At 70.5% G+C, this 22,385-nt stretch carries 17 protein-coding genes and 1 pseudogene; 8 read left to right on the plus strand and 10 right to left on the minus strand.

Annotated elements, in window-relative coordinates:
• Window positions 1-147 precede the first annotated feature (147 nt).
• Window positions 148-447 (plus strand): hypothetical protein, encoded by a 300-nt coding sequence (locus ACFVV1_RS17090; RefSeq protein WP_389990004.1) that lies wholly within the window; start codon window positions 148-150, stop codon window positions 445-447.
• Between the two features lie 190 nt (window positions 448-637).
• Here the strand turns inward: ACFVV1_RS17090 and ACFVV1_RS17095 are convergent, their stop codons facing one another.
• The 5 genes from ACFVV1_RS17095 to ACFVV1_RS17115 form a co-directional block, all read right to left on the minus strand.
• Window positions 638-1,810 (minus strand): HupE/UreJ family protein, encoded by a 1,173-nt coding sequence (locus ACFVV1_RS17095; protein WP_389990005.1) that lies wholly within the window; start codon window positions 1,808-1,810, stop codon window positions 638-640.
• Window positions 1,811-1,926: 116 nt separating this feature from the next.
• Window positions 1,927-5,904, minus strand: a complete 3,978-nt coding sequence (locus ACFVV1_RS17100; protein WP_389990006.1) for a metallophosphoesterase — start codon at window positions 5,902-5,904, stop codon at window positions 1,927-1,929.
• Between the two features lie 241 nt (window positions 5,905-6,145).
• Window positions 6,146-6,499, minus strand: a complete 354-nt coding sequence (locus tag ACFVV1_RS17105; protein WP_389990007.1) for a hypothetical protein — start codon at window positions 6,497-6,499, stop codon at window positions 6,146-6,148.
• Window positions 6,500-6,607: 108 nt separating this feature from the next.
• Entirely contained in the window at window positions 6,608-7,219 is a 612-nt protein-coding gene (locus ACFVV1_RS17110; protein ID WP_389990008.1) for a DUF1349 domain-containing protein, read from the minus strand.
• On the minus strand, window positions 7,216-8,736 hold the full coding sequence (locus tag ACFVV1_RS17115; RefSeq protein WP_389990009.1) for an aldehyde dehydrogenase (NADP(+)): 1,521 nt from the start codon (window positions 8,734-8,736) through the stop codon (window positions 7,216-7,218). The genes ACFVV1_RS17110 and ACFVV1_RS17115 overlap by 4 nt, the downstream gene beginning before the upstream one ends.
• Before the next feature lie 172 nt (window positions 8,737-8,908).
• Between ACFVV1_RS17115 and ACFVV1_RS17120 the strand changes: the two genes are divergently transcribed.
• The 4 genes and pseudogenes from ACFVV1_RS17120 (at window position 8,909) to ACFVV1_RS17135 (ending at window position 13,268) form a co-directional block, all read left to right on the plus strand.
• A complete protein-coding gene (locus tag ACFVV1_RS17120; RefSeq protein ID WP_389990010.1) occupies window positions 8,909-9,679 on the plus strand; it encodes an IclR family transcriptional regulator in 771 nt (256 codons plus the stop codon).
• A gap of 3 nt (window positions 9,680-9,682) precedes the next feature.
• Window positions 9,683-10,157, plus strand: a pseudogene (locus tag ACFVV1_RS17125) (GNAT family N-acetyltransferase).
• Between the two features lie 203 nt (window positions 10,158-10,360).
• The gene (locus tag ACFVV1_RS17130) at window positions 10,361-11,812 is read left to right on the plus strand and encodes a penicillin-binding transpeptidase domain-containing protein (RefSeq protein ID WP_389990011.1); all 1,452 of its coding nucleotides are present in this window, start codon (window positions 10,361-10,363) and stop codon (window positions 11,810-11,812) included.
• Window positions 11,813-12,035: 223 nt separating this feature from the next.
• The gene (locus tag ACFVV1_RS17135; RefSeq protein ID WP_389990177.1) at window positions 12,036-13,268 is read left to right on the plus strand and encodes an MFS transporter; all 1,233 of its coding nucleotides are present in this window, start codon (window positions 12,036-12,038) and stop codon (window positions 13,266-13,268) included.
• On the opposite strand, the gene ACFVV1_RS17140 is transcribed toward ACFVV1_RS17135, so the two are convergent.
• The gene (locus ACFVV1_RS17140; RefSeq protein ID WP_389990012.1) at window positions 13,251-14,429 is read right to left on the minus strand and encodes a hypothetical protein; all 1,179 of its coding nucleotides are present in this window, start codon (window positions 14,427-14,429) and stop codon (window positions 13,251-13,253) included. The genes ACFVV1_RS17135 and ACFVV1_RS17140 overlap by 18 nt on opposite strands.
• Window positions 14,426-15,385, minus strand: coding sequence for a 5-dehydro-4-deoxyglucarate dehydratase (locus ACFVV1_RS17145; protein WP_389990013.1), 960 nt, complete (start codon window positions 15,383-15,385; stop codon window positions 14,426-14,428). The genes ACFVV1_RS17140 and ACFVV1_RS17145 overlap by 4 nt, the downstream gene beginning before the upstream one ends.
• Window positions 15,386-15,857: 472 nt before the next feature.
• On the opposite strand from ACFVV1_RS17145, the gene ACFVV1_RS17150 reads away from it, so the two are divergent.
• From ACFVV1_RS17150 to ACFVV1_RS17160, 3 genes are all read left to right on the plus strand, one after another.
• Window positions 15,858-16,667: an NAD-dependent epimerase/dehydratase family protein gene (locus ACFVV1_RS17150; RefSeq protein ID WP_389990014.1), complete on the plus strand. Its 810-nt coding sequence runs from the start codon at window positions 15,858-15,860 to the stop codon at window positions 16,665-16,667.
• Between the two features lie 67 nt (window positions 16,668-16,734).
• Entirely contained in the window at window positions 16,735-16,953 is a 219-nt protein-coding gene (locus tag ACFVV1_RS17155) for a hypothetical protein (protein ID WP_389990015.1), read from the plus strand.
• Window positions 16,954-17,113: 160 nt separating this feature from the next.
• Window positions 17,114-18,319: a TerD family protein gene (locus ACFVV1_RS17160; RefSeq protein WP_389990016.1), complete on the plus strand. Its 1,206-nt coding sequence runs from the start codon at window positions 17,114-17,116 to the stop codon at window positions 18,317-18,319.
• 122 nt (window positions 18,320-18,441) lie between these two features.
• Here ACFVV1_RS17160 and ACFVV1_RS17165 read toward each other — a convergent pair whose 3' ends face one another.
• From ACFVV1_RS17165 to ACFVV1_RS17175, 3 genes are all read right to left on the minus strand, one after another.
• On the minus strand, window positions 18,442-18,672 hold the full coding sequence (locus ACFVV1_RS17165; RefSeq protein WP_037691698.1) for a hypothetical protein: 231 nt from the start codon (window positions 18,670-18,672) through the stop codon (window positions 18,442-18,444).
• A 78-nt stretch (window positions 18,673-18,750) separates the two neighbouring features.
• The gene (locus ACFVV1_RS17170) at window positions 18,751-20,328 is read right to left on the minus strand and encodes a TROVE domain-containing protein (protein ID WP_389990017.1); all 1,578 of its coding nucleotides are present in this window, start codon (window positions 20,326-20,328) and stop codon (window positions 18,751-18,753) included.
• A 491-nt stretch (window positions 20,329-20,819) separates the two neighbouring features.
• Window positions 20,820-22,280 (minus strand): alkaline phosphatase PhoX, encoded by a 1,461-nt coding sequence (locus ACFVV1_RS17175; protein WP_389990018.1) that lies wholly within the window; start codon window positions 22,278-22,280, stop codon window positions 20,820-20,822.
• Window positions 22,281-22,385 lie beyond the last annotated feature (105 nt).

The raw sequence follows: 22,385 nt of genomic DNA on the forward strand, positions 1-22,385 counted from the left end.
CTTTGTTTTATACGCCCCCGCCCACCCCCCCCGGGGTGTCCCCCGGGGCGGTTCGCCGGGGGGCAACACCCGCCCCCCGCCGGGGGGGGGGGCGGGGCCCCCCCCCGACGGCGTTCCCTCACCCCACCTGATACGAGGACCAGCGTCATGTCCGATCCCACCCCCGACGACACCCCTGAGCAGCCGAGGCTGTGGCAGGTGGAAATAGCCATGGTCGCTACAGCGGCCGAACACGAGGAGCTGATGGACCGGCTGACGGACGTGTTGTGCCCCGACCCTGAGCACGAGGGGCCATGCCCCGTTCCTTGGGCCATGCACAGCGTCAACGGGGACTCCCTGTCGCGCGGCAGGCGCAAAGCACTGCTGGCTGAAATCAGGGAAACCAACTGGAATCCGGAGGACGACCAGGACACCGGCGAATCCGGAGCAACGTGGAGGACCACCTGAACGTATTCAGACGGCGTCCGATGTAGTGAGTCGGCCCGCTGGGCTGCGGCCTTGCACCTGGGGAGCGGACAAGCCGCAAGGCGGTGGGCCGCCCGGGACGAGGCAGCAGTGATCCACCGGAAGTCCGGTCGGCACCATCGCGTGCATGTCGCCGGAGCAGGTACGGCTACGGGTCTCCGGCGGACCCGAGTCATGCCGCGACGGACAGCCGGTCCCAGAACCAGTACAGACTGACGATCACGATGGGCGCGGTCATCGCGGGCAGGGCCCAGCGGTGTGCGGGAGTCCTGCGAAGGAGGAGCAACAGCGGGAAGACCACGGCGATGATGCCCAACTGCACCGCCTCGATACCGATGTTGAAGCTCAGCAGCGACAGCAGCAGTTCCCAGGACCAGCTCTCGTCGATGCCCAGCGCGCCCGCGAAGCCCAGACCGTGGACGAGACCGAACAGGAAGACGACCGGCAGCCGCCAGGGCCCGGTCCCCTCGCGGTCGCGCAGGACGACACTCGCGAGCGCCACGACGACGATGGAGCCCGCGATGACCGGCTCCACGACCGATCCCGGCACGTTCACGACGCCCGCGGCCGCCAGCAGGAACGTGACGCTGTGCGCGACCGTGAAGGCGGTCGCCGTGCGGACGATGTCGCGCAGGCCACGGGCTCCTATGAGCAGTGACAGGAGGAAGAGGATGTGGTCGAGGCCGAACAGCAGGTGTTCGGTGCCGAGCAGGAAGAACTCCACGATCTGGTGCGACTCGTGGTGTCCGCCGGTCTCCAGGGATGGTTCGGCGGCGGTCAGGATCTGCGAGCCCCGCTGCCCGTCGATGTCGTAGTGGACGATCGTCTCCGTGCTGTGGACGAAGCTCTCGGCGTCGGGGAACAGGGCGCTGGAGATCGTGTAGGTGCCGTCTGCGCCCGCCGCGCAGTCGTAGGCCAGGGTGAGGACGGCGAACGGCCGGGTGCCGCGGGTGCGGACGTCCGCGTCGCCGACGCGGCGCGGTGTGCAGGAGGTGTCGTCGCGGGTGACGGCGAAGCGTCCGGTGACGTACTCGGTCACCGCGTCGGCATTGGTCTTCAGCTGGTGCAGTTGCTCCGCGCGGTTCTTCGCCCCGTACGCCTCGGCGTAGAGCCAGGCCGACTTCATGAGCAGGTCGTATTCGAGGTCGAGGGTCGCCTCGATGCGGGTTCCGGTGCCCTCCACCGCGACGTACGCGGTCGAGGTCGCGTCGTGCGCGGCGGCGGGGGCCGGGTGGGCGAAGCCGATGGCGAGCACGGCCACCAGGGCCGCCACGGTGGTGATGAGCGCGGCGGGCAGCCGGGAGGAGGGCGCGGGTGCCGGCAGGGGCAAGGGGGCGGGACGCATGGAGGTCTCGGTTCTCGTGGTCGAGGGCCGGGCAGTGGTGGGCCCGCTGTCCCGGACCGCTCGGGTCCGGGACAGCGGGCGTGGTGCCGGTCGCGTGCTACCGGCGGGTCAACCGGTCACCGCCGGTCGGTGGACGACGTGAACCACGGGTAGGCGGGCACGTCGGGTCCCCAGGTGCCGGGCCGGCCGTGGCCGTCCTTGGTCACGAAGGCGCTGGGCACGGAGGCGGTCACGCCGCCGCCGGTGGAGCGCGCCGTGACGAACCACGCGTGGGTCGTGCCGGGCTTGAGTCCCTTCCAGGTCACCGAGGCGACCCCACCGGAGTCGGCCTCGGTCCTCCCGATGATGCTGACGGGGTTGTAGAGCGCCAGCGAGTCGGTCTTGAAGGTCGTCTTGCGGGTGCTGAGGTCGATCGGGAGGACCATGTTGTCCTCGGTTCCGTCGTAACGGTGGTTCGCGTCGTACTCGGTGGCACCGAACTCGTCGAGCAGCGGCGAATAGGTGTCCACGGTCAGTTCGGACCGGTCGACGTCGAACTGGAGCATCCGGAAGAAGCTCGCGCCGAACTGCAATTGGTCGTTCGGCCGGTAGCCGCCGATCTCGGTGAGTCCGAGCCGGTCCGCGGACACCGTGTAGAACTGGTAGTCCGCGAGCAGTTCGACGACGCCGTGGGCGACCTCGCCGACACGCGGCTTCACGTTGGTGCCGACGCCGTGCTCATGACCGGCGAGGATCAGGAACACGTTCGGGTTGTCCTGGACCACCGTCTTGTACAGCATCGAGCCGTCCGGCGCGGAGAACTTGGCGCCGCGTCCGTCGGGGTTGCTGCTCGGGGCGAGGTAGTCGTGCGAGAGCAGGATGCCGTTGCGGTCGGGATAGCGCTTGAAGACCGAGTCGGCCCATTCGGCTTCCTCGCGCGTCACCCCGTAGGACAGGCCGACGACGACGAAGTCGAGGCCGCCGGCGGAGAACAGGTCGTAATGGTTCTGATTGTCGCCCGGGCGCCATGGCCCGCCGTACTTGGCGTGCTTCCAGCCCTCGGAGAGCGCCTGGTAGCGCTCGGGCCCGTAGTACTGGTTGTAGATCGCGTCCGGACCGTTCTCGGTGCCCGACTGGTTGTCGTGGTTGCCCGCGATCACACCGTTCGGCACACCCGCGTCGTCCAGGATCTTCTGCTGCTTCGAGGACATCTCCAGTTCGCCGGTGACCTGGCGCCGGGTGGCTTCGTCGGCGGGCTTGCGGATGTTGTTCTCGATGATGTCGCCGGTGTGGGCGACGTACGCGATCTTGCGCTTGTCCTTGTTGTCGGCGACCCAGCGCGAGACGTCGCCGTACGCCTTCTCCCAGACCGCGCGCTCCGCTGCCGTCTCCTGCTCCACCGCGCCCTCGGAGAGGTACTGCGTGTCGGTGTAGTGGACGATCGAGAAGTCGTACGAGTCGGGGTCGGCGAACTTGTTCGGATCACCGGCGTCGACGTCGTCGGCGAACGGGTCCTCGCCGGTCACCATGACATGGACCCGCTGCCCGTCGACGTGCTTCCGGTCGACGACGGCGGTCAGGACGGTGTCGCCGTCGGCGGCGCCGCGGGCACTGGTGAGAACGTCCCACTGCTTCGTCGCGGTGTTCCACACGCGCAGCGCGGCGAGCCGCTCCGGGTCGATGACGCCCTCCCAGCGCAGCACCGGAGCGTCGACATGGCCCTTCACCTGGACGTCGAACCGCTGATACGTGACGTCCTCGGCGGCCGGCGCGTCGAGCGTCCTGCCGTCGGCGGGTGCGAGGCCGTCGGCCTTCACCTTCTTCTCGCCCTCGACCTTGAGCGTCGTGGGAACGGACGCGGCCGTTCCCTCGTACACCTGGTTGGGGGTGAGGATCTCGGCCTCGGAGAAGGTGGCGCTCACCGTGCCGCCGTCGGGCTCGGCGACCTTGGCCGACAGTTTGACGTCGCTGCCCGCGTCGGTCGTCCCGGACTTCGGGGTGAGGTCGGCGGGGGTGTCCGGGATGCCGGCGGAGGTGAACTTGGCCTCGCGGGTGCCGCTGTTGCCGAGACTGTCGGTGCCGGACACCGACAGCGTGTGCTCGCCGGCGAACAGACCGGGACCCACAAAGGCGCCGAGCTCGACCGGCTTGCCGTCGAGCTTCACGTCGGGACCGTTCACCACGCCGGAGAGGTCCTGGAGCCGGACGTCGAGGACGACCGACGCGTTGATCCTCTGGCCGGCGGCGGGGATGCTGGAGGCGATCTGGGGCGCCGAGTTGTCGGTGGTCAGGACGCGGGTCGCCGTCTTGCCCGTCTTCGATGTCGCGGCCAGGGTGTGCTTGCCGTCGTCGATCTTCGCGGTGTCGAGGTCTGCGCGGAGGCCCTGGGCCGGGCCCTCGACGAAGAACTCCAGGTCGATCTCGGTCAGCGGGTTGACGTTGTCGCCGCAGTTGCCGTCACCGAAGCTGTACGAGCCCTTGAGCATCCGGCCGGTGGCGGTGCCGTTCGCCGGGGTGAGGGTGATGCCGGAGACGGCGAAGTCGTCGCGGTTGTCGCCGCACGACGTCGGAAATGTGCCGGTGACGAAGTCGATCGTGTTCCAGCCGGGGACGAGCCACTCGTTCGGGAAAGCGAGGTCGACGTGCCGGCTGACGAAGTCGCTGTCGATCACGTGCTTCTGACCGTTCACCAGGATGTGGTTCTGGTAGCGGGCCTCGATCGAGTTGCTGCCCACGGTGAAACCGAGGGCCGCGTTGCCGGATCCGAGGGTGTCGGATACTCGCACGCCGGGGGCGTCGATCGTGTAGTGCAGTTCCACCTCGCGCAGGCGGGTGTCGCTGCTGCCACAGGTGCCGTCGCCCATGGCGTACGAGTCCGCGATGTCCTGGCCCGTGACGGTCGCGCCGTCGAGGGTGAGAGCGAGCCGCGCGATGTCGAAGTCGTCGCGGTTGTTGCCGCAGCTCTCCTTGTACGGGCCGGTGACGACCGTGATGGTGTTGTCCCCGGGTACCAGGTGGCGTGCCGGGATCGCTATGTCGACCCGCTGGCTCACCCAGGTACCGCCCAGGTCGATGCGCTTGCCGTTGACGAGCAGGTAGTTGTCGTTCCGGTCGTCGATCGAGTCCGGCCCGACGTCGAAGGAGAAGGTCGCCGCGCCGTTGCCGAGGTGCGGATCGGTGACAGGCGTGCCACCGTCCACGGTCAGCGACTCGACGTCGCCCTCGGCGCCCGCCGGGAAGTTCGCGAACACCGGCTGCGGACCCTTCACCAGCGTGCCGTCCTTGGGCAGCAGCCGGGGGGCGCCCGCCGGGGCGTTGTTCACCGTCACTGTGTTCTTGACGGTCTTGCCCGAGGTGGTTTTCGCGGTGAGGGCGTGCTCGCCGTTGGCGAACTCCGTGGTGTCCAGATCGGCTTTGAGGCCAGTGGTGCCCTGCGGGTCGCCCAGGACGAAGAAGCTGAGCGTCGCCTTCGTCAGCAGCGAGGTGTTCGAACCGCAGCTGCCGTCGCCGAAGGAGTACGTGTACTCGTTCTCCTCGCCGTCCGCGACCTCGCCGAGGAGGTCCAGGCTGATGTCGGACAGCACGAAGTCGTCGTAATTGGTGCCGCACGAGCTGTCGACCGCGCCGGCCAGGATCGCGATCTTGTTCTCGCCCTTGACCAGGTGCTGGTTCGGGATCTCGATCGTGCCCCGCTCATTGACGAGGTCACCGATCTCGGCCCGGTACTCGCCGTTGACCAGCACGTAGTTGTGGTAGCGAGCCTCCGTCGAGTTCGACCCGACGTCGAAGCCGAGCCGGGACACCCCGACCGTCCGCTCCGCGTCGATCGCCTTCCCGTCGACCGCGAGCCCCGTCACGGAGTCGCCGGCCAGCGTCGGCGTGGCCGCGACCTTCTCCGTGTCCTCCAGATAGGCCCCGTCGCCGGGGGTGAGGACCGGCAGACTCGTGGCGTCCGCCGACCCGCTCTGCCCTGGTGTGCGCTGTCCCGAACCGGTTTCGGCGTATGCCGTGGTCAGGTTGCCGCTCGCGAGGAGCAGCGCGGTGAGGGCCACCCCCGCCAGCCGTCGTCCGCCCGATCTGCCACCCGGCCGTATTCGCCGCTCTGTTGGCCGCATCAGCAGCCGTCCTTCCTGATCGCCGCAAGGTGAAGGGCACGCCGTGAAGTTGTACGACATGCCCATCGTGGATGGTGGGCGGCGCAGATGAACGGAGTCGTATCACCCGTGAACCATCAGTGGAAGGATCCCTTCACGGCATAACACCCCACATGGCAGCCGACGCCCTGGCCGGACGCCCGGGGGCTGCCGGGGCGGGACGTTGCCCCAGCCGCGTCGCGAGACGTGGGCCGACGTGTCATCAGGCGTAACTGAGGATCAGCGACACCGTCATGAGCTGCGCCGCGATGTGCAGGCCCAGCAGCCAGCCGCGGGCGGAGGTGAACGGCAGCCACTTCCGCGGCCAGGCGACCGCCGCGGCGCCGAGCACGACCGCCGCCACCAGGCAACCGGGGATCCAGCCCTGGGGGACATCGGCGCACTCCACGCCGTAGGTCAGGCAGCCGGACGCCCGGGTCGTGCTCAGCACGAAGAGGCCGGAGCCGATCAGCGCGGGCACGAGCATTCCCAGGGCGAACCATGAGGCCGTGCGGGTGTTGCGGTCCGCACGCTCGGTGTCGGCCGTGCGAGCCTCGGCGGCGGGAGTGGTCTTCATACGGCCCATCCAACCCTCCGACAGGCGCGGAGGGTTGGGCGCCGGTACTCGGTTCCGCTGAGTATGCGCGCTCATTCGTTCGACGGTGCGCCGGATGTGTGGGTCTGCTCAGCTGCCGTCGCGCAGGTCCTCAAGTCCCGTCGTACGGAACTCGATCCGGTCGAAGGTCGCCTCGCAGCCCTCGCCCGTGGGCGACTGGACCAGGAAGCCGACCGATGCCGCGGCCTCCTCCTGCGGATCGCCGAGGGCGAAGACGCGGACGAAGGTCCACTTCTCGCCGTCGGCGGAGGCGTGGAAGGCGAACGCGTTGCCGGTGCGGCTGAGGCGGAGCCAGCAGCTGTCGCCGTCCACGACGAAGGAGTTGGCGTCGTCGGAGTGGCCGCGGGTGACGACCGTACAGACGGTGGGGAGGTCCGGGGAGAGTTCCAGGCAGATCTTGGCCCACTCGCGTTCACCGACGTGGAGGTAGAGCACGCCCGCGTCGAAGGCCGCGGCGAAGCCGACGCGCACCCGGGCGAGGAGTTGGAAGTCGCCCGGAGGTGCGGTGCCGAGGAGACGGGGGGCGTCGCTCGCGGGGTCGAGGGCTTCGCCGCCCGGTGGTACGAAGCGGTCCTGGCGGGCGCCCGCGCGGCCGGTCAGTGCGCCGTTGTCGTACGTCCAGTCGGTTGCGGGGCCGAAGGGGTGCAGCTCAAAGGGGAGTTCGGGGAGGCGCGGGGTCATGCGCGGCGGCCGTTCACTCGGCGGGGCAGGCTCAGGGGGTTGTCCTCGCGGAGCTCCGGGGGGAGCAGGGCCTCGGGGGTCGTCTGGTAGGTGACCGGGCGCAGCCAGCGTTCGATGGCGGTGGCGCCGACCGAGGTGGAGGTGGAGGTGGTGGCCGGGTAGGGGCCGCCGTGGTGCTGGGCGGGGGCGACGGCGACGCCGGTCGGCCAGCCGTTGACGAGGACCCGGCCGGCCAGCGGGGTGAGGGCCGCGAGGAGTCCGGGGGCGTCGGCGTCGGCGCCGTCCGTGGCGATCTGGAGGGTGGCGGTGAGGTTGCCGGGGAGCCGGGAGAGGACGGCGGTGATCTCGTCCGCGGAGGCGTAGCGGGCGACGACGGTGACGGGGCCGAAGCACTCCTCCAGGAGCGCGTCGTGCGGGCCCTCGGCGGTGAGGAGGTGCGCCGGTACGGTGAGGAAGCCGGCCGAGACGGTGTGCTCGCCGCCCGCGCCGGGGGTGACCGGGGCCTCCACGTCGGGCAGTTCGGCCCGTTCGCGTACGCCCGCGACGAACGCGTCGCGCATCCGGTGGTCGAGCAGGACCCCGGCCTCGGTGTCGCTGACCGCGTCGGTCAGGGACTTCAGCAGCCGGTCGCCGCTCTCCCCGGCCGGGGCCAGGACGAAGCCGGGCTTGGTGCAGAACTGGCCCGACCCCATCGTCATCGAGCCCGCGAGCCCGGCGCCGATCTGCTCGCCGCGCTCGGCGGCGGCGGCCTCGGTGACGACGACGGGGTTGAGGGAGCCCAGCTCGCCGTGGAAGGGGATGGGGGTGGGGCGGGCGCCCGCCGCGTCGAACAGGGCGCGTCCGCCGCGTACGGAGCCGGTGAAGCCGGCGGCGGCGACGAGCGGGTGCTTGATCAGCTCGATACCCGCCTCGAAGCCGTGCACCAGGACCAGTACGTCCTCCGGCAGGCCGACGCGGGCCGCCGCCCGGCGCAGTACGGAGGCGCACAGTTCGGAGGTGGCGGGGTGGTCGGGGTGCGCCTTGACGACGACCGGGCAGCCGGCGGCCAGTGCGCTCGCGGTGTCGCCGCCGGGGACGGAGAAGGCGAGCGGGAAGTTGCTGGCCGCGTACACGGCGACGACGCCGAGCGGGATCTTGTAGCGGCGCAGGTCGGGCCAGGGCGGGGTCCTGGTGGCGTCCTCGTGGTCGATGTGGATGTCGAGGAAGGCGCCCTCGTCGACGACCTCCGCGAAGGCCCTCATCTGGGCTGCGGTGCGCGCGAGTTCACCGGTGAGCCGGGCCGGGCCGAGTGCGGTCTCGGCGTCGGCGGCCTCGATGATGTGCTCCCCGGCCTCGGTGAGCAGCTCGGCGGCGGCACGCAGGAACGCGGCACGCACGGTGCGGTCGGCGAGCGATGCGCGTACCGCGTGGGCGGCCCGGACCGCACGGTCGACCTCCTCCGCTGTAGCCTCCACCGCAACCTGCTCACGCGGGTTCCCGGTGCGGGGGTCGACGCTCCAGACTGGTGCTGCTGCCACCGTGATTCCTTCCGCTCCACTGCCACACATCAGAAGTTGTTCGTTATTCTGAACAGAGTTCCTGATCGTGAATATGCGGCGACTCTATTTCCGGGCGTTCGGTGTTGGCAAGAAGTCGCTGAGTTCAAGAGGTCGCAGGATTTCGTAAGTGGGCTGGAAGGGGCGTAGGGCGATGTCGGCTGCCGAGTCTGGTGGGGCACAGGTCAAGTCCGCTGTGCGGACGGTGGAACTGCTCGAATACTTCGCCGGGCGACCCGGCATGCACTCGCTCGCTGCGGTGCAGGAGGCCGTCGGCTATCCCAAGTCCAGCCTCTACATGCTGCTGCGCACGCTGGTGGAGCTGGGCTGGGTGGAGACCGACGCGACGGGCACGCGGTACGGGATCGGCGTACGGGCCCTGCTCGTCGGCACCTCGTACATCGACGGCGACGAGGTCGTCGCGGCCGCCCGCCCGACGCTGGACCGGCTCTCCGACGACACGACGGAGACCATCCACCTGGCCCGCCTCGACGGCACGAACGTGGTGTACCTCGCCACCCGGCAGTCCCAGCACTATCTGCGCCCCTTCACCCGTGTCGGCCGCCGGCTGCCCGCGCATTCCACCTCGCTCGGCAAGGCGCTGCTGGCCACCCACAGCGACGAGCAGGTCCGCAAGATGCTCCCGGAGACCCTGCCCGCGCTGACCGAGCACACCATCACCGACCGCGAGAAGCTCATCGAGGAGCTGCACCTCATCCGCGAGCAGGGCTACGCGGTGGACCGCGAGGAGAACACCCTCGGGCTGCGCTGCTTCGGCATCGCCGTCCCGTACCGCACCCCCGCTCGCGACGCCATCAGCTGCTCGGTGCCGGTCGCCCGGCTCACGCCCGCGCACGAGCAGATGGTGAAGGACGCGCTGTTCGACGCGCGGGACCGCCTGACGCTGGCCACCCGGAGGCTCTGAACCATGCGGGTTTCCCCGCGCGAGGTGCGGGAGGGCGATCTGCCGTCGTTCTTCGTGTTCATGTCCGACCCGGAGTCGGTCAGGACGGCCGCCTTCACCAGCGAGGACCCCACCGACCAGCACGCGTTCGATGCCCACTGGCGGCGCGTCCTGGCCGACGGCTCGGTCGTGATGCGGACGGTGGCCGCGGACGGCGTGGTGGTCGGCAACGCCGGGGCGTACGGGCCGCCGGACGACCGCCGGGTCACCTACTGGATCCGACCGGGCGCACCGGGGCCGCGGGCTCGCGACGGCCGCGCTGCGGGCGCTGCTCGACGTCGTACCGGAACGCCCGCTGCACGCACGGGCGGCGGCCGACAACACCGGTTCGCGCCGGGTGCTGGAGAGGTGCGGGTCCGCCGTCACCGGCAAGGACCACGGCTACTCGCACGCCCGCGGTGAGGACACCGACGAGCTGCTGTTCACCCTGCCGGGATGAGCGGACGACGATCCGTCTCCGCCGCGCGGCGGAGGCGGATCGTCGCGGGGCACGACGTGCCGGTGCGGGCCGCACGGAAGTGTGACAGCGGCGTACGAGCCGGGTTTCATCACCCCCCGGGTGCCCCGGCCGCTCATGAGGAATCGGTGAGAAGCGGCATATTCGGGAACCCCGCGCCTCGCCCCGCTCGTCCCTCCCGTGGGATGAACAAAACGATCAGGCACACCTCGGTCTTCTGCCTGCTGCTGGTGCTCGCCCTGCTGCTGCGGGCGACCTGGGTGCAGGCGTACCAGGCACGGGCGCTCGCAGACAACGACCACAACCGGCGGAAGACCATCGCGCAGTACGCGCAGCCGCTCGGCGACATCATCGTGGCCGGGAACCCGGTCACCGGATCGAAGAGGACGGTGGGCAGCGACCTCGCGTACAAGCGCACCTACAAGCAGGGCGATCTCTACTCGGCCGTCACCGGCTACAGCTCGCAGGCGTACGGTGCCACGCAGCTCGAAGGGATCTACAGCCATGTGCTGGACGGCACCGATGACCGGCTGAAGAGCCCGATGGACGTGGTGACGGGCAAGCAGGCGGCCCCCGGCGACGTCCTGACGACGATCGACCCGGCTGTGCAGAAGGCGGCGTACGAGGCGCTCGGCACCGACAAGGGTGCGGCGGTCGCGATCGACCCGAAGACCGGGCAGGTCCTGGGCGTGGTGTCCACTCCTTCGTACGACCCGTCGAAGATCAGCGGGTCGGCGGACGGCGACGCCTGGAAGAAGCTGCTCGACGACAAGGACAAGTCGCTGGTCAACCGCGCGCTGCGGCAGCCGCTGGCACCCGGTTCGACGTTCAAGCTGGTGGTGGCGGCCGCGGCGCTGGAAGACGGGCTGTACAGCTCCGTCGACGAGCGTACGGACAGCCCCAATCCGTACCCGCTGCCCGGCAGCAGCAGGAATCTGGAGAACGAGAGCGCCTCGGCCCCCTGCAAGAACGCCACGCTGCGCACCGCGCTCCAGTACTCCTGCAACAACGTCTTCGGGAAGATCGCCGTCGACCTCGGCCAGGACAAGGTCAGGGCGATGGCGGAGAAGTTCGGCTTCAACACCGCGAAGCTGGACATGCCGGTGCGGGCCTCCGAGAGCGTCTACCCGTCCGGCATGGACAAGGCGCAGACGGCGATGTCGGGCATCGGCCAGTTCGAGGTCACCGCGACGCCGCTGCAGATCGCCATGGTCTCGGCCGCCCTCGCCAACGACGGCGAACTGGCCGCACCCCACATGGTGTCCCGGGTGACGGACTCCAAGGGCAACACGTTGCAGGACTTCGCGGACGGAGACACGAAGCGGGTCGTCTCGCAGTCCACCGCCGAGCAGCTGCGCAGCGCGATGGTGACCGTCGTCGAAGAGGGCACCGGCACCAACGCCCGGATCGCCGGGGCCGAGGTGGGCGGCAAGACGGGTACCGCGCAGAACGGCGTGGGCAACAGCAAGTCCCCGTACGCCTGGTTCACCTCGTACGCGAAGGACAGGTCCAGCGGCAAGGAGGTCGCGGTGGCGGTGGTCGTCGAGGACTCGGGCGCGGCCCGCGCGGAGGTCAGCGGCAACGGTCTGGCGGCGCCGATCGCCCAGAAGATGATGAAGGCGGCGCTCAAGGGGTGACAGTCGCGGGCGGCCGGCGGACGGAGTGACCTTCTTGAAGCGGGCGCGCGTACTTCTCCAGCGCCTGCTTCGCGGGCATCCGGCATGTGCCGTACACCTGGTGCGGGGCCGGCGGGCGCGGCCGGGTGCGGAGTAGGGCATCCGCCCGATGCCGCCGGGCGTCCTCAGCCACCAGCCTGAACACGTGACGAACGTGCGGGTCAGGAGGGTTGTGGTGGGTGCGATGGCGGGGTCGGCGACGGTGCGGGTGCTGCGGGACCGTACGGCGGGGCTGTTCCTGGCGGCGGTCGTCGTCTCCGGTTTCGGGACGTCCGCGATGTGGCTCGCGGCCGGGGTCTGGGTCAAGTCGCTCACCGGCTCGGACAGTCTGGCGGCGCTCGCCGTCTTCGCGATGTGGCTGCCGGTGCTGGTCGGGCCCGCGCTCGGGGCGATCGCCGACCGCCTGCCCAGGAAGCCGCTCCTCGTCGCGTCGAACCTCGTGATGGCGGGGCTGGTGGCCTCGCTGGCCGTGGTCGACTCGGCGGGGCGGATCTGGATCCTCTTCGCCGTGCTCGTCCTGTACGGAACAAGTTCCGTGCTGATGGACGCGGCCGAGTCGGCGCTGGTCGCCGGGGCCGTCGACGCGCGGCTGCTGGGTGATTTCAACGGGCTGCGGATGACGGCGAACGAGGGCATGAAGCTGCTGGCGCCGCTGACCGGCGCGGCTCTGTACGGCCGGTTCGGGGGCAGCGCGGTGGCGCTGCTGGACGCGGTGTCGTTCGCGCTGGCGGCCGGGGTCTACGCGCTGCTGCCGGTGCGGGAGCCGGTCGCGACCACTCCGGTCGGACGCCGGGGCGACCTCGCGGCGGGCGCACGCCAGTTGTGGCGGTCTCCGGTGCTGCGGCCACTCGTGCTGGCGGGATCGGTGACGATGCTGTGCGCGGGACTCAACGGGGCGGCGGTCTACGCCTTCGTCGACGACGGTCTCGGGCACTCCCCCACGTACGCGGGCGTGCTCTACGCGGTACAGGGCGCCGGGTCCGTCGCCGTGGGGCTGCTGGCCGGGCCGTTGCTGCGGCGGCTGCCGGAGCGGGTGTTCACGGCGGCCGGGATCGCGCTGTTCGCGGTGGCGGTGGGGGCACGGGCGCTGCCGTACGACGCGGTGGCGCTGGCGGGGAGCGCGGCCATCGGGATCGGGCTGCCGTGTGTGCTGATCGCCGCGATGACGGCGGTGCAGCGGGAGACCCCGGACGCCCTGCTGGGCCGCACCGCCGCAACGGCGAACACGCTGATGATGGTGCCGAACGCGGTGGCGCTGGCGCTCGGCGCCGGGCTGATCGCACTGGTGGACATCCGGGTACTGCTGCCGCTGGTCGGTGCGGCGGCGCTGCTGACCGCGGCCCTGCTGGTCACGGGCCGGTGGGGGAGGCTGACGGACGCCCCCACCGGCCCGCTTCCTTCATCGACCGAGGCGTGACAGCGCTCCGGCGACGGCATCGAGGTCCGGCCCGGAGGCCAGCCCGGCGTGGTACAGGCGCAGTTGGTTCGCGCCGAGCGATGCCGCGTGCGCGGCGTCCCGCTCCAGCGTGGCGGGGCTGCCGCCCATGCCCGTGACCACGGTGAAGTTGGCCGCGAGCACGCCGTCGCGCCCGGCGAACGGGCCGAGCACGGCCTCGCGCGCCGCGTCGCCGCCGGTGCACGGCAGCACCGCACCGTCCGCCACGGACAGGATGTGCTCCGGGTCCACACCGACGTTGGCACCGCAGCGGTACGGGGCGGGGTCGGCGTGCAGCAGCACCTGGAAGCCGGGCTCCGCCGCCGCCCGTACCGCGGCGACCACGGCTTCCTGGAGCGTACGGGCGACCTGGCCGCGCCACTGGAGGGTGGCGGCGGCGAGGCCGGCGCCGAGGAGCTTCTCGATGCCCGCCCACCCTGCCTCCGGGGAGCCGGAACCGGACCAGGCCGGTTCCAGGCCCCGCCGTACGGCCGTGGCCAGCTCATCGGCGTCCAGGCCGTGTCCGGTGTATCCGGTCCGGCAGGCCGGGCAGAAGCAGAGCGACATCAGATACTGCGCCGCGTCCCCGAGGCCGACGCCCGCGATCTTGTCGTGGGCGTGCAGATGCGCGAAGCCGTACCAGCCGCAGGACTCCAGTTCGGTGCCGCACGCACCGTCCCGGACCGCCGCCTCCGCCGCCAGGTCCAGCAGATAGGCGCGGACCGCGGGCTGTGCGATGCAGGGCGCCCACGGGTAGCGGTCGCCGTAGGCGTTGATGACGGAGGTGTCCGGATGCTCGGCGCCCAGCCGGGAGTTGTGCGCGAGGACCACCCAGGTGTGCACCTCCAGGCCGGCCTCGGTGAGCGCCTGTGCGGCCTCGGCGTACGGATCGTCCGAGGCCACCCAGGACTGCTCGTACGGACGCAGTTCGCGCCCGGCCCACCGGGCGGCGTCCGGCGGGTAGAGCACCGCGGCGTGCTCGGCGGTGACGATGCGCCGGCCCGGGTGGCGCGGGGTCAGTGCCCGGGTGGAGTGGTAGGCCGCGGCGAGCGTCACCTGCTGGACGCCCAGGTCCGCGACGCGGGCGGCCGCGTCCGGGTCGCCGACGACGTCCCACGGATAGAGGAAGGCGGAGGTCTTCATCCGTGCCGCTCCTGCCCGTACTTCTCCAGCAGGGCACGGCCGCGCGCGATGATCCCGGTGAGCTCCTCGACGTGGGCGGCGGGAGGCTCGGTGAGCGGGGTGCGGACCTCGCCCACGTCCAGACCGCCCAGCCGGACCGCCGCCTTGACGAGCGAGACGGCGTAGCCGCGGCCCTTGGCGCGCAGTTCGACGAGCGGCCGGTAGAAGTGGTCGAGGAGCGCGTCGACCAGGTCGGTGTCGCCGGAGTCCAGCGCCCGGTAGAAGGCGAGCGCGATGTCGGGCGCGAAGGCGAAGACGGCGGAGGAGTAGAGCGTGACGCCGATGCCCCGGTAGGCGAGGCCGGTGAGTTCGGCGGTGGGCAGCCCGTTGAAGTACAGGAATTCGTGGCCGGGCCGTTCGGTGCGGACGGCGCTGACGATGCGCTGCATCAGGTCGAGGTCGCCGTAGCCGTCCTTGAGGCCGATGACGCCGGGCGTCCCGGCCAGCGCGACGACGGTCTCCGGGGTGAAGACGGCGTTGTCCCGCTGGTAGACGATCGTCTCCAGACCGGTGGCCGCGGCGAGCGCCGTGTAGTGGCCCAGCAGCCCGGCCTGGTCGGCGACGACGAGATACGGGGGCATGGCCAGGAGCCCGTCCGCGCCCGCCTCCTCCGCGAGCCTCGCGTACTGGATCGCGAGCGCCGTGCCGTACCCGGCGCCCGCGACGACGGGCACCTCTCCGGCGGTCTCCTCGACGGCCGCGGCGACGACGAGGCGGAATTCCTCCGGTGTCAGCGCGTGGAACTCGCCGGTTCCGCAGCAGGCGAAGACGGCTGCCGCACCGGCGTCGACACCGGTCCGCACATGTGCGCGGAAGGCGTCGAGGTCGACGGCGCCGTCCGGTCCGTACGCGGTGACGGGGAAGAAGAGCGGCCCGGCGACACGGTTGAGTCGGGCGGCAAGAGGGGCTGAGGTCACGGGCGCTCCCTGAGCAGATTCCGGCGTGCACAATTCTGATCGGTGTCCATATTCATGAACGAGCTCACGCTAAGGCAGCTGCCCGGCGCAGGTCAAGACGAGAACGCGCAACCTGCCCGAGCCCGGCAGCGGAGATTTCGACGCCGAACAGACAGCCGGACAGACAGCCGGGACAGGCAGCCGGACAGGCAGCCGGACAGACGTCGGACAGACGTCGGATGGCACCGGACAGGGCACCGGACAGGGCACCGGACAGGCACCGGAAACAGGAGCAGCCGACTCCGCCGACCGCATGCCCACACTCTTGACGCGACACGCCCGGACTTCTTAGCGTGTCCATGCATATGAATGCAGTCCATGGATTTGGCGCCCCGTGTGTACGCGCCGCAAGAGCCGCAGGGCCCGTGCAGCGCGCGCACATCGCGCGCGTGCACCTATGTCGTGTGCACCTATGTACCGAGGAGATCCGCGTATGCCCGCTCCCCGCACCGTCCTGCTCACCGGCGCCGCCGGCGGTCTCGGCACCCTGATGCGCGGACTTCTGTCCGCGTACGGCTACGAGCTCCGCCTCTTCGACGTCGCCCCGGTCGAGGGCGAGCCGGACGCGATCACGGCCGGCCTCGGTGACGAGGAGGCGCTGCGCGAGGCCGTGCGGGGCGTCGACGCGATCATCCACCTCGCGGGCATCTCCCTGGAAGCCTCTTTCGACAAAATTCTGAAGGCGAACATCCAGGGGACGTACAACCTCTACGAGGCCGCGCGCGAAGAGGGCGTCCGGCGCATCGTGTTCGCCTCCTCCAACCACGTCATCGGATACACCCCCCGCCCGCTCCCCGGCGATCCGCTGATCCCGATCGACGCCCCGCGCCGCCCCGACACCTTCTACGGACTGTCCAAGTCCTTCGGCGAGGACCTCGCCCAGCTGTACTGGGACCGGCACGGCATGGAGACCGTCTCCGTACGCATCGGCTCCTGCTTCCCGGAGCCGACATCCGTACGGATGCTCTCGGTCTGGATGAGCCCCGAGGACGGCGCCCGGCTCTTCCACGCCGCGCTCACCGCCGAGGACGTGCGGCACACCGTCGTCCACGGCTCGTCCGACAACACCCGGCTGTGGTGGGACCTGACGACGGCACGCTCGCTCGGATACGAGCCCAGGGACGACTCGGAGCCGTACGCGGCCAAGCTCCTCGCCGAACAGGGCGAGCTGAACCCGGACAACCCCGACCACGCCCACCTCGGCGGCCACTTCTGCACCAACCCGCCGATCTGGCCGCGCTGAACCCGCGGCTTCGGTCCGCGGAAATACTCGCGACAGCGCACCCCGGCGCACGGCAGGATGCGGAGCCATGCCGAGACCCTCCGGATTCCTGTACGAACAGCACGGCGACGCGACCGTCACCATCACCCACCACGGCCGCCCCGCGGGCACGCTGCGCGGCGGCCGGGCGGAGAAGTTCCTGGCCGAGGTGGAGTCCGGGGACGCACAACTCGTGATGGCCCGATGGACCGGGGCGTACAAGCACGGCAACGAGCGCACGGCCTGCGGCCACCCCCGCCATCGCTGACGGAGGGGCTCCTGCTCCGTACGGCTGAACGCCCGCCAAGATCCGCGAAGGTCCGCCAAGGTCCGCCAAGGTCCGCCAAGGTCCGCCAAGGTCCGCGAAGGTCCGCGAAGGTCCGCGAAGGTAAGGGAACGGCAAAGCCGGGTCGTTCGTTACCCCGGGCATGACCGCTATGACCCCCGGCTCGAACATCCCTCTCTCCGCCGCCCGCGTGGCAGTGGACGTCTCCGCCCCGGTGCGGCTCGACGTTTCGGGCCTGCTGCTCACCGCCGACGGCAAAGTGCGCTCCGACGACGACTTCATCTTCTACAACCAGCCCACCGGCCCCGGCGTGACGTACCGCTCCGGCGGCGGCACCGCGCCGGACGCGATCGTGGTGGACACCACCGCGGTCCCGCCCGGCATCGAGAAGATCGTCGTCACGGCGAGCCCGGACGCGGCGGGCCAGACCTTCCAGGGCATCGAACCCACCGCGACCGTGCGCAACGCTGACGACAGCAGTGTGCTCGCCACGTTCACGCCGCCCCAGCTGGGCGCCGAGACGGCGCTCGTGGTCATCGAGGTCTACCTCCGCAACGGCGCCTGGAAGGCCCGCGCGGTCGGCCAGGGCTATGCGAACGGGCTGGCCGGAATCGCCACGGACTTCGGTGTCTCGGTCGAGGAGGAGCCCGCTGCCGCGCCCGCGCCCGTCGTGCCCCCGATGCCCGCCGCCCCGCCCGTGGACCCGCGGACCGCCGCGCCCGCGGCCCCCGCCACCCCGCCCGCCGCCGCGCCCGCGCCCGCCGCCTCCGGCAAGATCAACCTCGACAAGGGCCGGGTCAGCCTCCAGAAGAACCAGACGGTCTCCCTGGTCAAGGCCGGCCGGCCGCTGCTCTCCCAGGTCAAGATGGGCCTCGGCTGGGAGCCCGCGTTCCGCGGCAAGGACATCGACCTCGACGCCTCGGTGATCGCCTACGGCCCCAACCGGAACCACCTGGACAGCTGCTACTTCGGCAAGCTCTCCATCCTGAACGGCGCGATCAAGCACTCCGGCGACAACCTCACGGGCGAGGGCGCGGGGGACGACGAGGTGATCGTCGTCGACCTGGGCCGGATCCCGGCGGAGGCGACCGGCCTGGTCTTCACGGTCAACTCGTTCACCGGCCAGAAGTTCACCGAGGTCGCCAAGGCCTACTGCCGGCTGATCGACGCCACCACCGGTGAGGAGCTGGTCCGCTTCGACCTGACCGGCGCCGAGCCGCAGACCGGCGTGATGATGGCCAAGCTGATCAAGCAGTTCTCCGGCGAGTGGGAGATGACGGCCCTGGGCGACTTCGTGAAGTCACGCACCGTCCGCGGCATGGTGAAGCCCGCCGCCCAGGCGCTGTAACGCCGCAAGGGCTTGCGGATAGTGCCTCCGGTACGACTTCAGGGGCACCTGCGAGTGCCAGGTGCCCCTGAAGCCGGAGAGCGTGACGGAACCGCAGACGCTGCGCGTGCTCGCCGGCTCTCTCAGAGCTTGGTCAGCTTGGAGTACGGGCTCAGGATCCTCCCCTGCCGCCCCGAGAAGTCGATGAGTACTGCGTCGTTGTCGCCCTCGACAGCAAGGACGCGACCGAGTCCGAACTGGTCGTGCGACACCCTGTCGCCCACATCGAACAATTCGACCGGTGGGGCCGCCTGGGCCGGGCGGTTGAAGGGACTGGAAGGCAGGTAGCGCCGGGATCCGGCTGACTGTTTCATTACCTTGAGTATGCGCCCTGGGAACGCCCGACGCCATGCCCGTCCACTCCTGGGGGCCCACTGATGCCGGATTCGTAATCAGCGATTCCAGGGCCAGTCCGCGTCCCGGCCCGCTTCCAGCAACGGCACCATGCGGAACGCCGCGTCCGAAAGACCCCCGAAGGTGTGGCGGTTCCCACCTCCCGACTCGGCGTGCCCGACCCGGTATCCGGCCAGGTTCCAGGTGTAGACGGGCACCCCGGACGGCACGCTCCCGGTGGCGTCCGCGGCGTACGAGAACGATGCCTGCTCGTCGGTGACGATCAGTACCCGGTCATGCCTCTTGTAGTGGCGGCGCACCGCCTCGGCGGTGTTGGTGCCGCCGAGGTCACCGAAGCGCTCCAGGACCTTCAGCACGGACTCGCGCCGGCGATACCTCACCGGTGCGCTGTTCGTACCGAACTGCACCAGATCGGCGGCGGCGGCCCGCAGCGCCAGCGCCGTGCCGAAGATCGCGGCGGCGTCGGCCCGGTTGAGCTGCGAGCGGTCCGACAGCGGCGACCACATCGAGCCCGAGCGGTCGACCAGGATCAGCGTCCGTCCCGGCAGCGCGGGCACATTGCTCAGGGAGTGGCCGAGCGCCTTCTCCAGCGGGTGGGCCCAGCGCAGCGAGGGCGCGTGCTGGTAGGCCGCGAGGTAGCGGAACGGGAACTGCCGCGACGCGGCGACCACGTCCGGGTCGCAGATCTTCGCCGCGACCTGCGCGGCGACCTCGTCCGAGACGCCCGCCTCGTCGAAGTTGCGCAGATTGCGGACGAGCGCCATCGCGCCCATCGACGGAATCACCGCTTCCCAGGCCGCGGCGTCCATCGGCCCCTGCAGCCAGCCCGCCAGGGCCTCCCAGGTCATGCCCGCGGCCGCCAGCCGCTCCGCCCCGTCCGCGCTCTCGACCACGGCCCGGCGCTCCCCCACCGGAAGTTCCATCAGCACGCGGTGAGCGGTGAGGGTGCGGTCGGAGACCGGCACCACGGCCGCCTCCGGGTGGTGACGGCGGTCGAGGGCGTACCGGAACAGCTCGCCCTGCCACGGCTTGTGAGGGTCGGGCGAGGCGTGCACCAGGTTCAGGATGTCGCCGAAGCGGTAGCCCTTGGACGCGGTGTCGTACTTCAGCAGCGACGTGCCGTTGTAGAGGCGGCGTACGGCATCGGCGATGCCGCGCTTGACGGGCTTGGGCACGGCACGTCCGTAGCGCGAGGTCCAGTATCCGAGGAGCTCACCGGGCTCGTCGGCGCGCAGCAGGACGGAGTCGACGACCTGGCGGTTGGAGGGTCCGTCGTCGGCCCCCGCGTCGAGCCGCGCCTTCACGTACTCGGCGGCGCCGACGATCGAGGCGGTACGCATCCCGCCGTCGCGGCGCAGCCAGTGGAGCAGGCCGGCGGTCCACTCGGGGTCGCCGACGGCGAGTACGCGCACCAGTTCGGCGAAGCGGTTGTCGCGCTGCTCGCCGTCCTCGTAAAAGGTCTGCTGCGAAACGAAATTGGCGACGGCGAGCAGAAAGAGTTCGGAGCGGTTGTCCCGGAGATGCCCTCGGCCGCCCTGATGGGTGGGCGCGGTGCGTCCGGTCGATGTCACGGGCGAGGTGACGCGGGGCTTGGTGCGGATATTGAAGCGTGCCATGTGAATTCCCCCGAATTCATTGGGAGAAGGCACAGCGGAAAAGGGGTGCCCGAGGTCAGGAGTCGGCAACGGGCTTGCCCGATGCTCTACCGCTTTGAGCTACCGGCCGTGGCCGGGCGGGACGTGAACCCGCAACCGTCGGATCCGAGAAGTATCCGTCACCTGCGCACCGGGCACCCCCCGATGTCTGTGCCTCCCGAGATCAGAGTCGGCGGCGGCGTTTTTCGTTTCAAGAAGTAGCCGCAGCCTGCGCACCGGGAGGTGCATGCAGTCATTGCTGATGAATGCGTGCTGTCCAGAGATCAGGGTCGGCGGAACCGACGAAGGCGCTCTGCCGCTGAGCTACGCCTGTACGCATACGGGCGGCGGGACTCGAACCCGCGACATCCTCCTTGGAAGTAGGTCCTGCCTGCGCACCTGGACACGGACAGGACTCTAGAGGGGGAACTCCACTGAGCGCGAGGGAAATACCCCCGTCGCGTCACCGGCCGTCAGGGGCGGTTCGGCTGACGCTTCCACGGACCGGTGATGGCGAGCATGATGCCCGGCGTCTGGATGTTGGCGTACAGCGTCTTGCCGTCGGGCGAGAACGTGACACCGGTGAACTCGCTGTACTCCGGCTCCTGTTCGCTGCCGACGTTCAGCTCGTTGCGCGCGATCGGGTAGGTGCGGCCGCTGTCGGTCGCCCCGAACAGGTGCTGGATGCCATTGCCGTCCTCGGCGATGACCAGACCGCCGTACGGCGAGACGGTGATGTTGTCCGGGCCGTCGAAGGCGCCGTCCTTCGACGGGTCGGCGTTCACCCCGAGGAGCACCTTCAGCGTCAGCGTGCGGCGCTTCGGGTCGTAGAACCAGACCTGGCCGTCGTGCTGGACGGGGCTCTCGCCGCGGGCGAACGAGGAGACGAGGTACGCGCCGCCGTCGCCCCACCACATGCCTTCGAGCTTGCGGGCGCGGGTGATCTCGCCGCCCGCGAACTGCTTGCGCACCGAGACGGTCTTCGCGTCACGGTCGGGTACGTCGACCCAGTCCACGCCGTACACCGTGCCGATCTTGGTGGCGCGGGACAGGTCGTCGACGAACTTGCCGTTGCTGTCGAAGCACTTGGTGGCCTGGAGGACACCGGCGTCGTCGGCGAGCGTGCGCAGCTTGCCGCGGCCGTGCCGGAAGCCGTGCGGCGGCACCCAGCGGTAGAGGAGCCCGTTGGGGCCCGCGGCGTCCTCGGTCAGATAGGCGTGGCCGAGCTTGGGGTCGATGACGACGGCCTCGTGGGCGTACCGGCCGAACGCCTTGATGGGGCGCGGGTCGCGGTTGGCGCGCTTGTCGTACGGGTCGACCTCGAAGACGTAACCGTGGTCCTTGAGCAGGCCGTTCTTGCCGGCCTTGTCCTCGGTCTCCTCGCAGGTGAGCCACGTGCCCCACGGGGTGGCGCCACCGGCGCAGTTGGTGGACGTACCGGCGATGCCGACCCACTCGGCGGTACGGCCGTCGCGGCGGGTCTCCACCACGGTGCAGCCACCGGCCGCGATGGGGTCGTAGACGAGGCCCTCGGCGAGCGGTACCGGGTGCTCCCAGCCTGCGCGGGTGCCGCTCAGCTCGTGGTTGTTGACGAGCAGGGTGACGCCGCGGGGGCCCTCGAAGGTGGCCGTGCCGTCGTGGTTGGAGGGGGTGTACTCGCCGGTCTCCAGCTTGGTGACACCGCTGTGGGTGATGACCTTGTACTCGAAGCCGGCGGGCAGCGCGAGGAGGCCCTGGGGGTCGGCGATCAGCGGCCCGTAGCCCGGCTCGCCGTGGTTTCCGTGGCCGTTCCCGTGCTCGTTGTCGCTGTGCTTCGCGTCCTCCGCGGCCAGGGCGCCGGGCGCGGTGGCCAGCGCGGCGACGGTACCGGTCAGGGCGATGCCGGCACCGGTGAGGGCGGACTGTTTGGTGAATTCCCTGCGCGTGAAGGGCATCACGTACTCCTGGAGCAACTGAGCGGGTTGTTGGCGCGCCCACAGTCGCGCCCCTGCCCGAACACCAGTTGAACTGCGGACGACGTCGAGGGGCATCCTTCCTGT

The sequence above is a fragment of the Streptomyces sp. NPDC058092 genome, from assembly GCF_042884935.1.
In the GTDB taxonomy this organism is placed as follows: domain Bacteria; phylum Actinomycetota; class Actinomycetes; order Streptomycetales; family Streptomycetaceae; genus Streptomyces.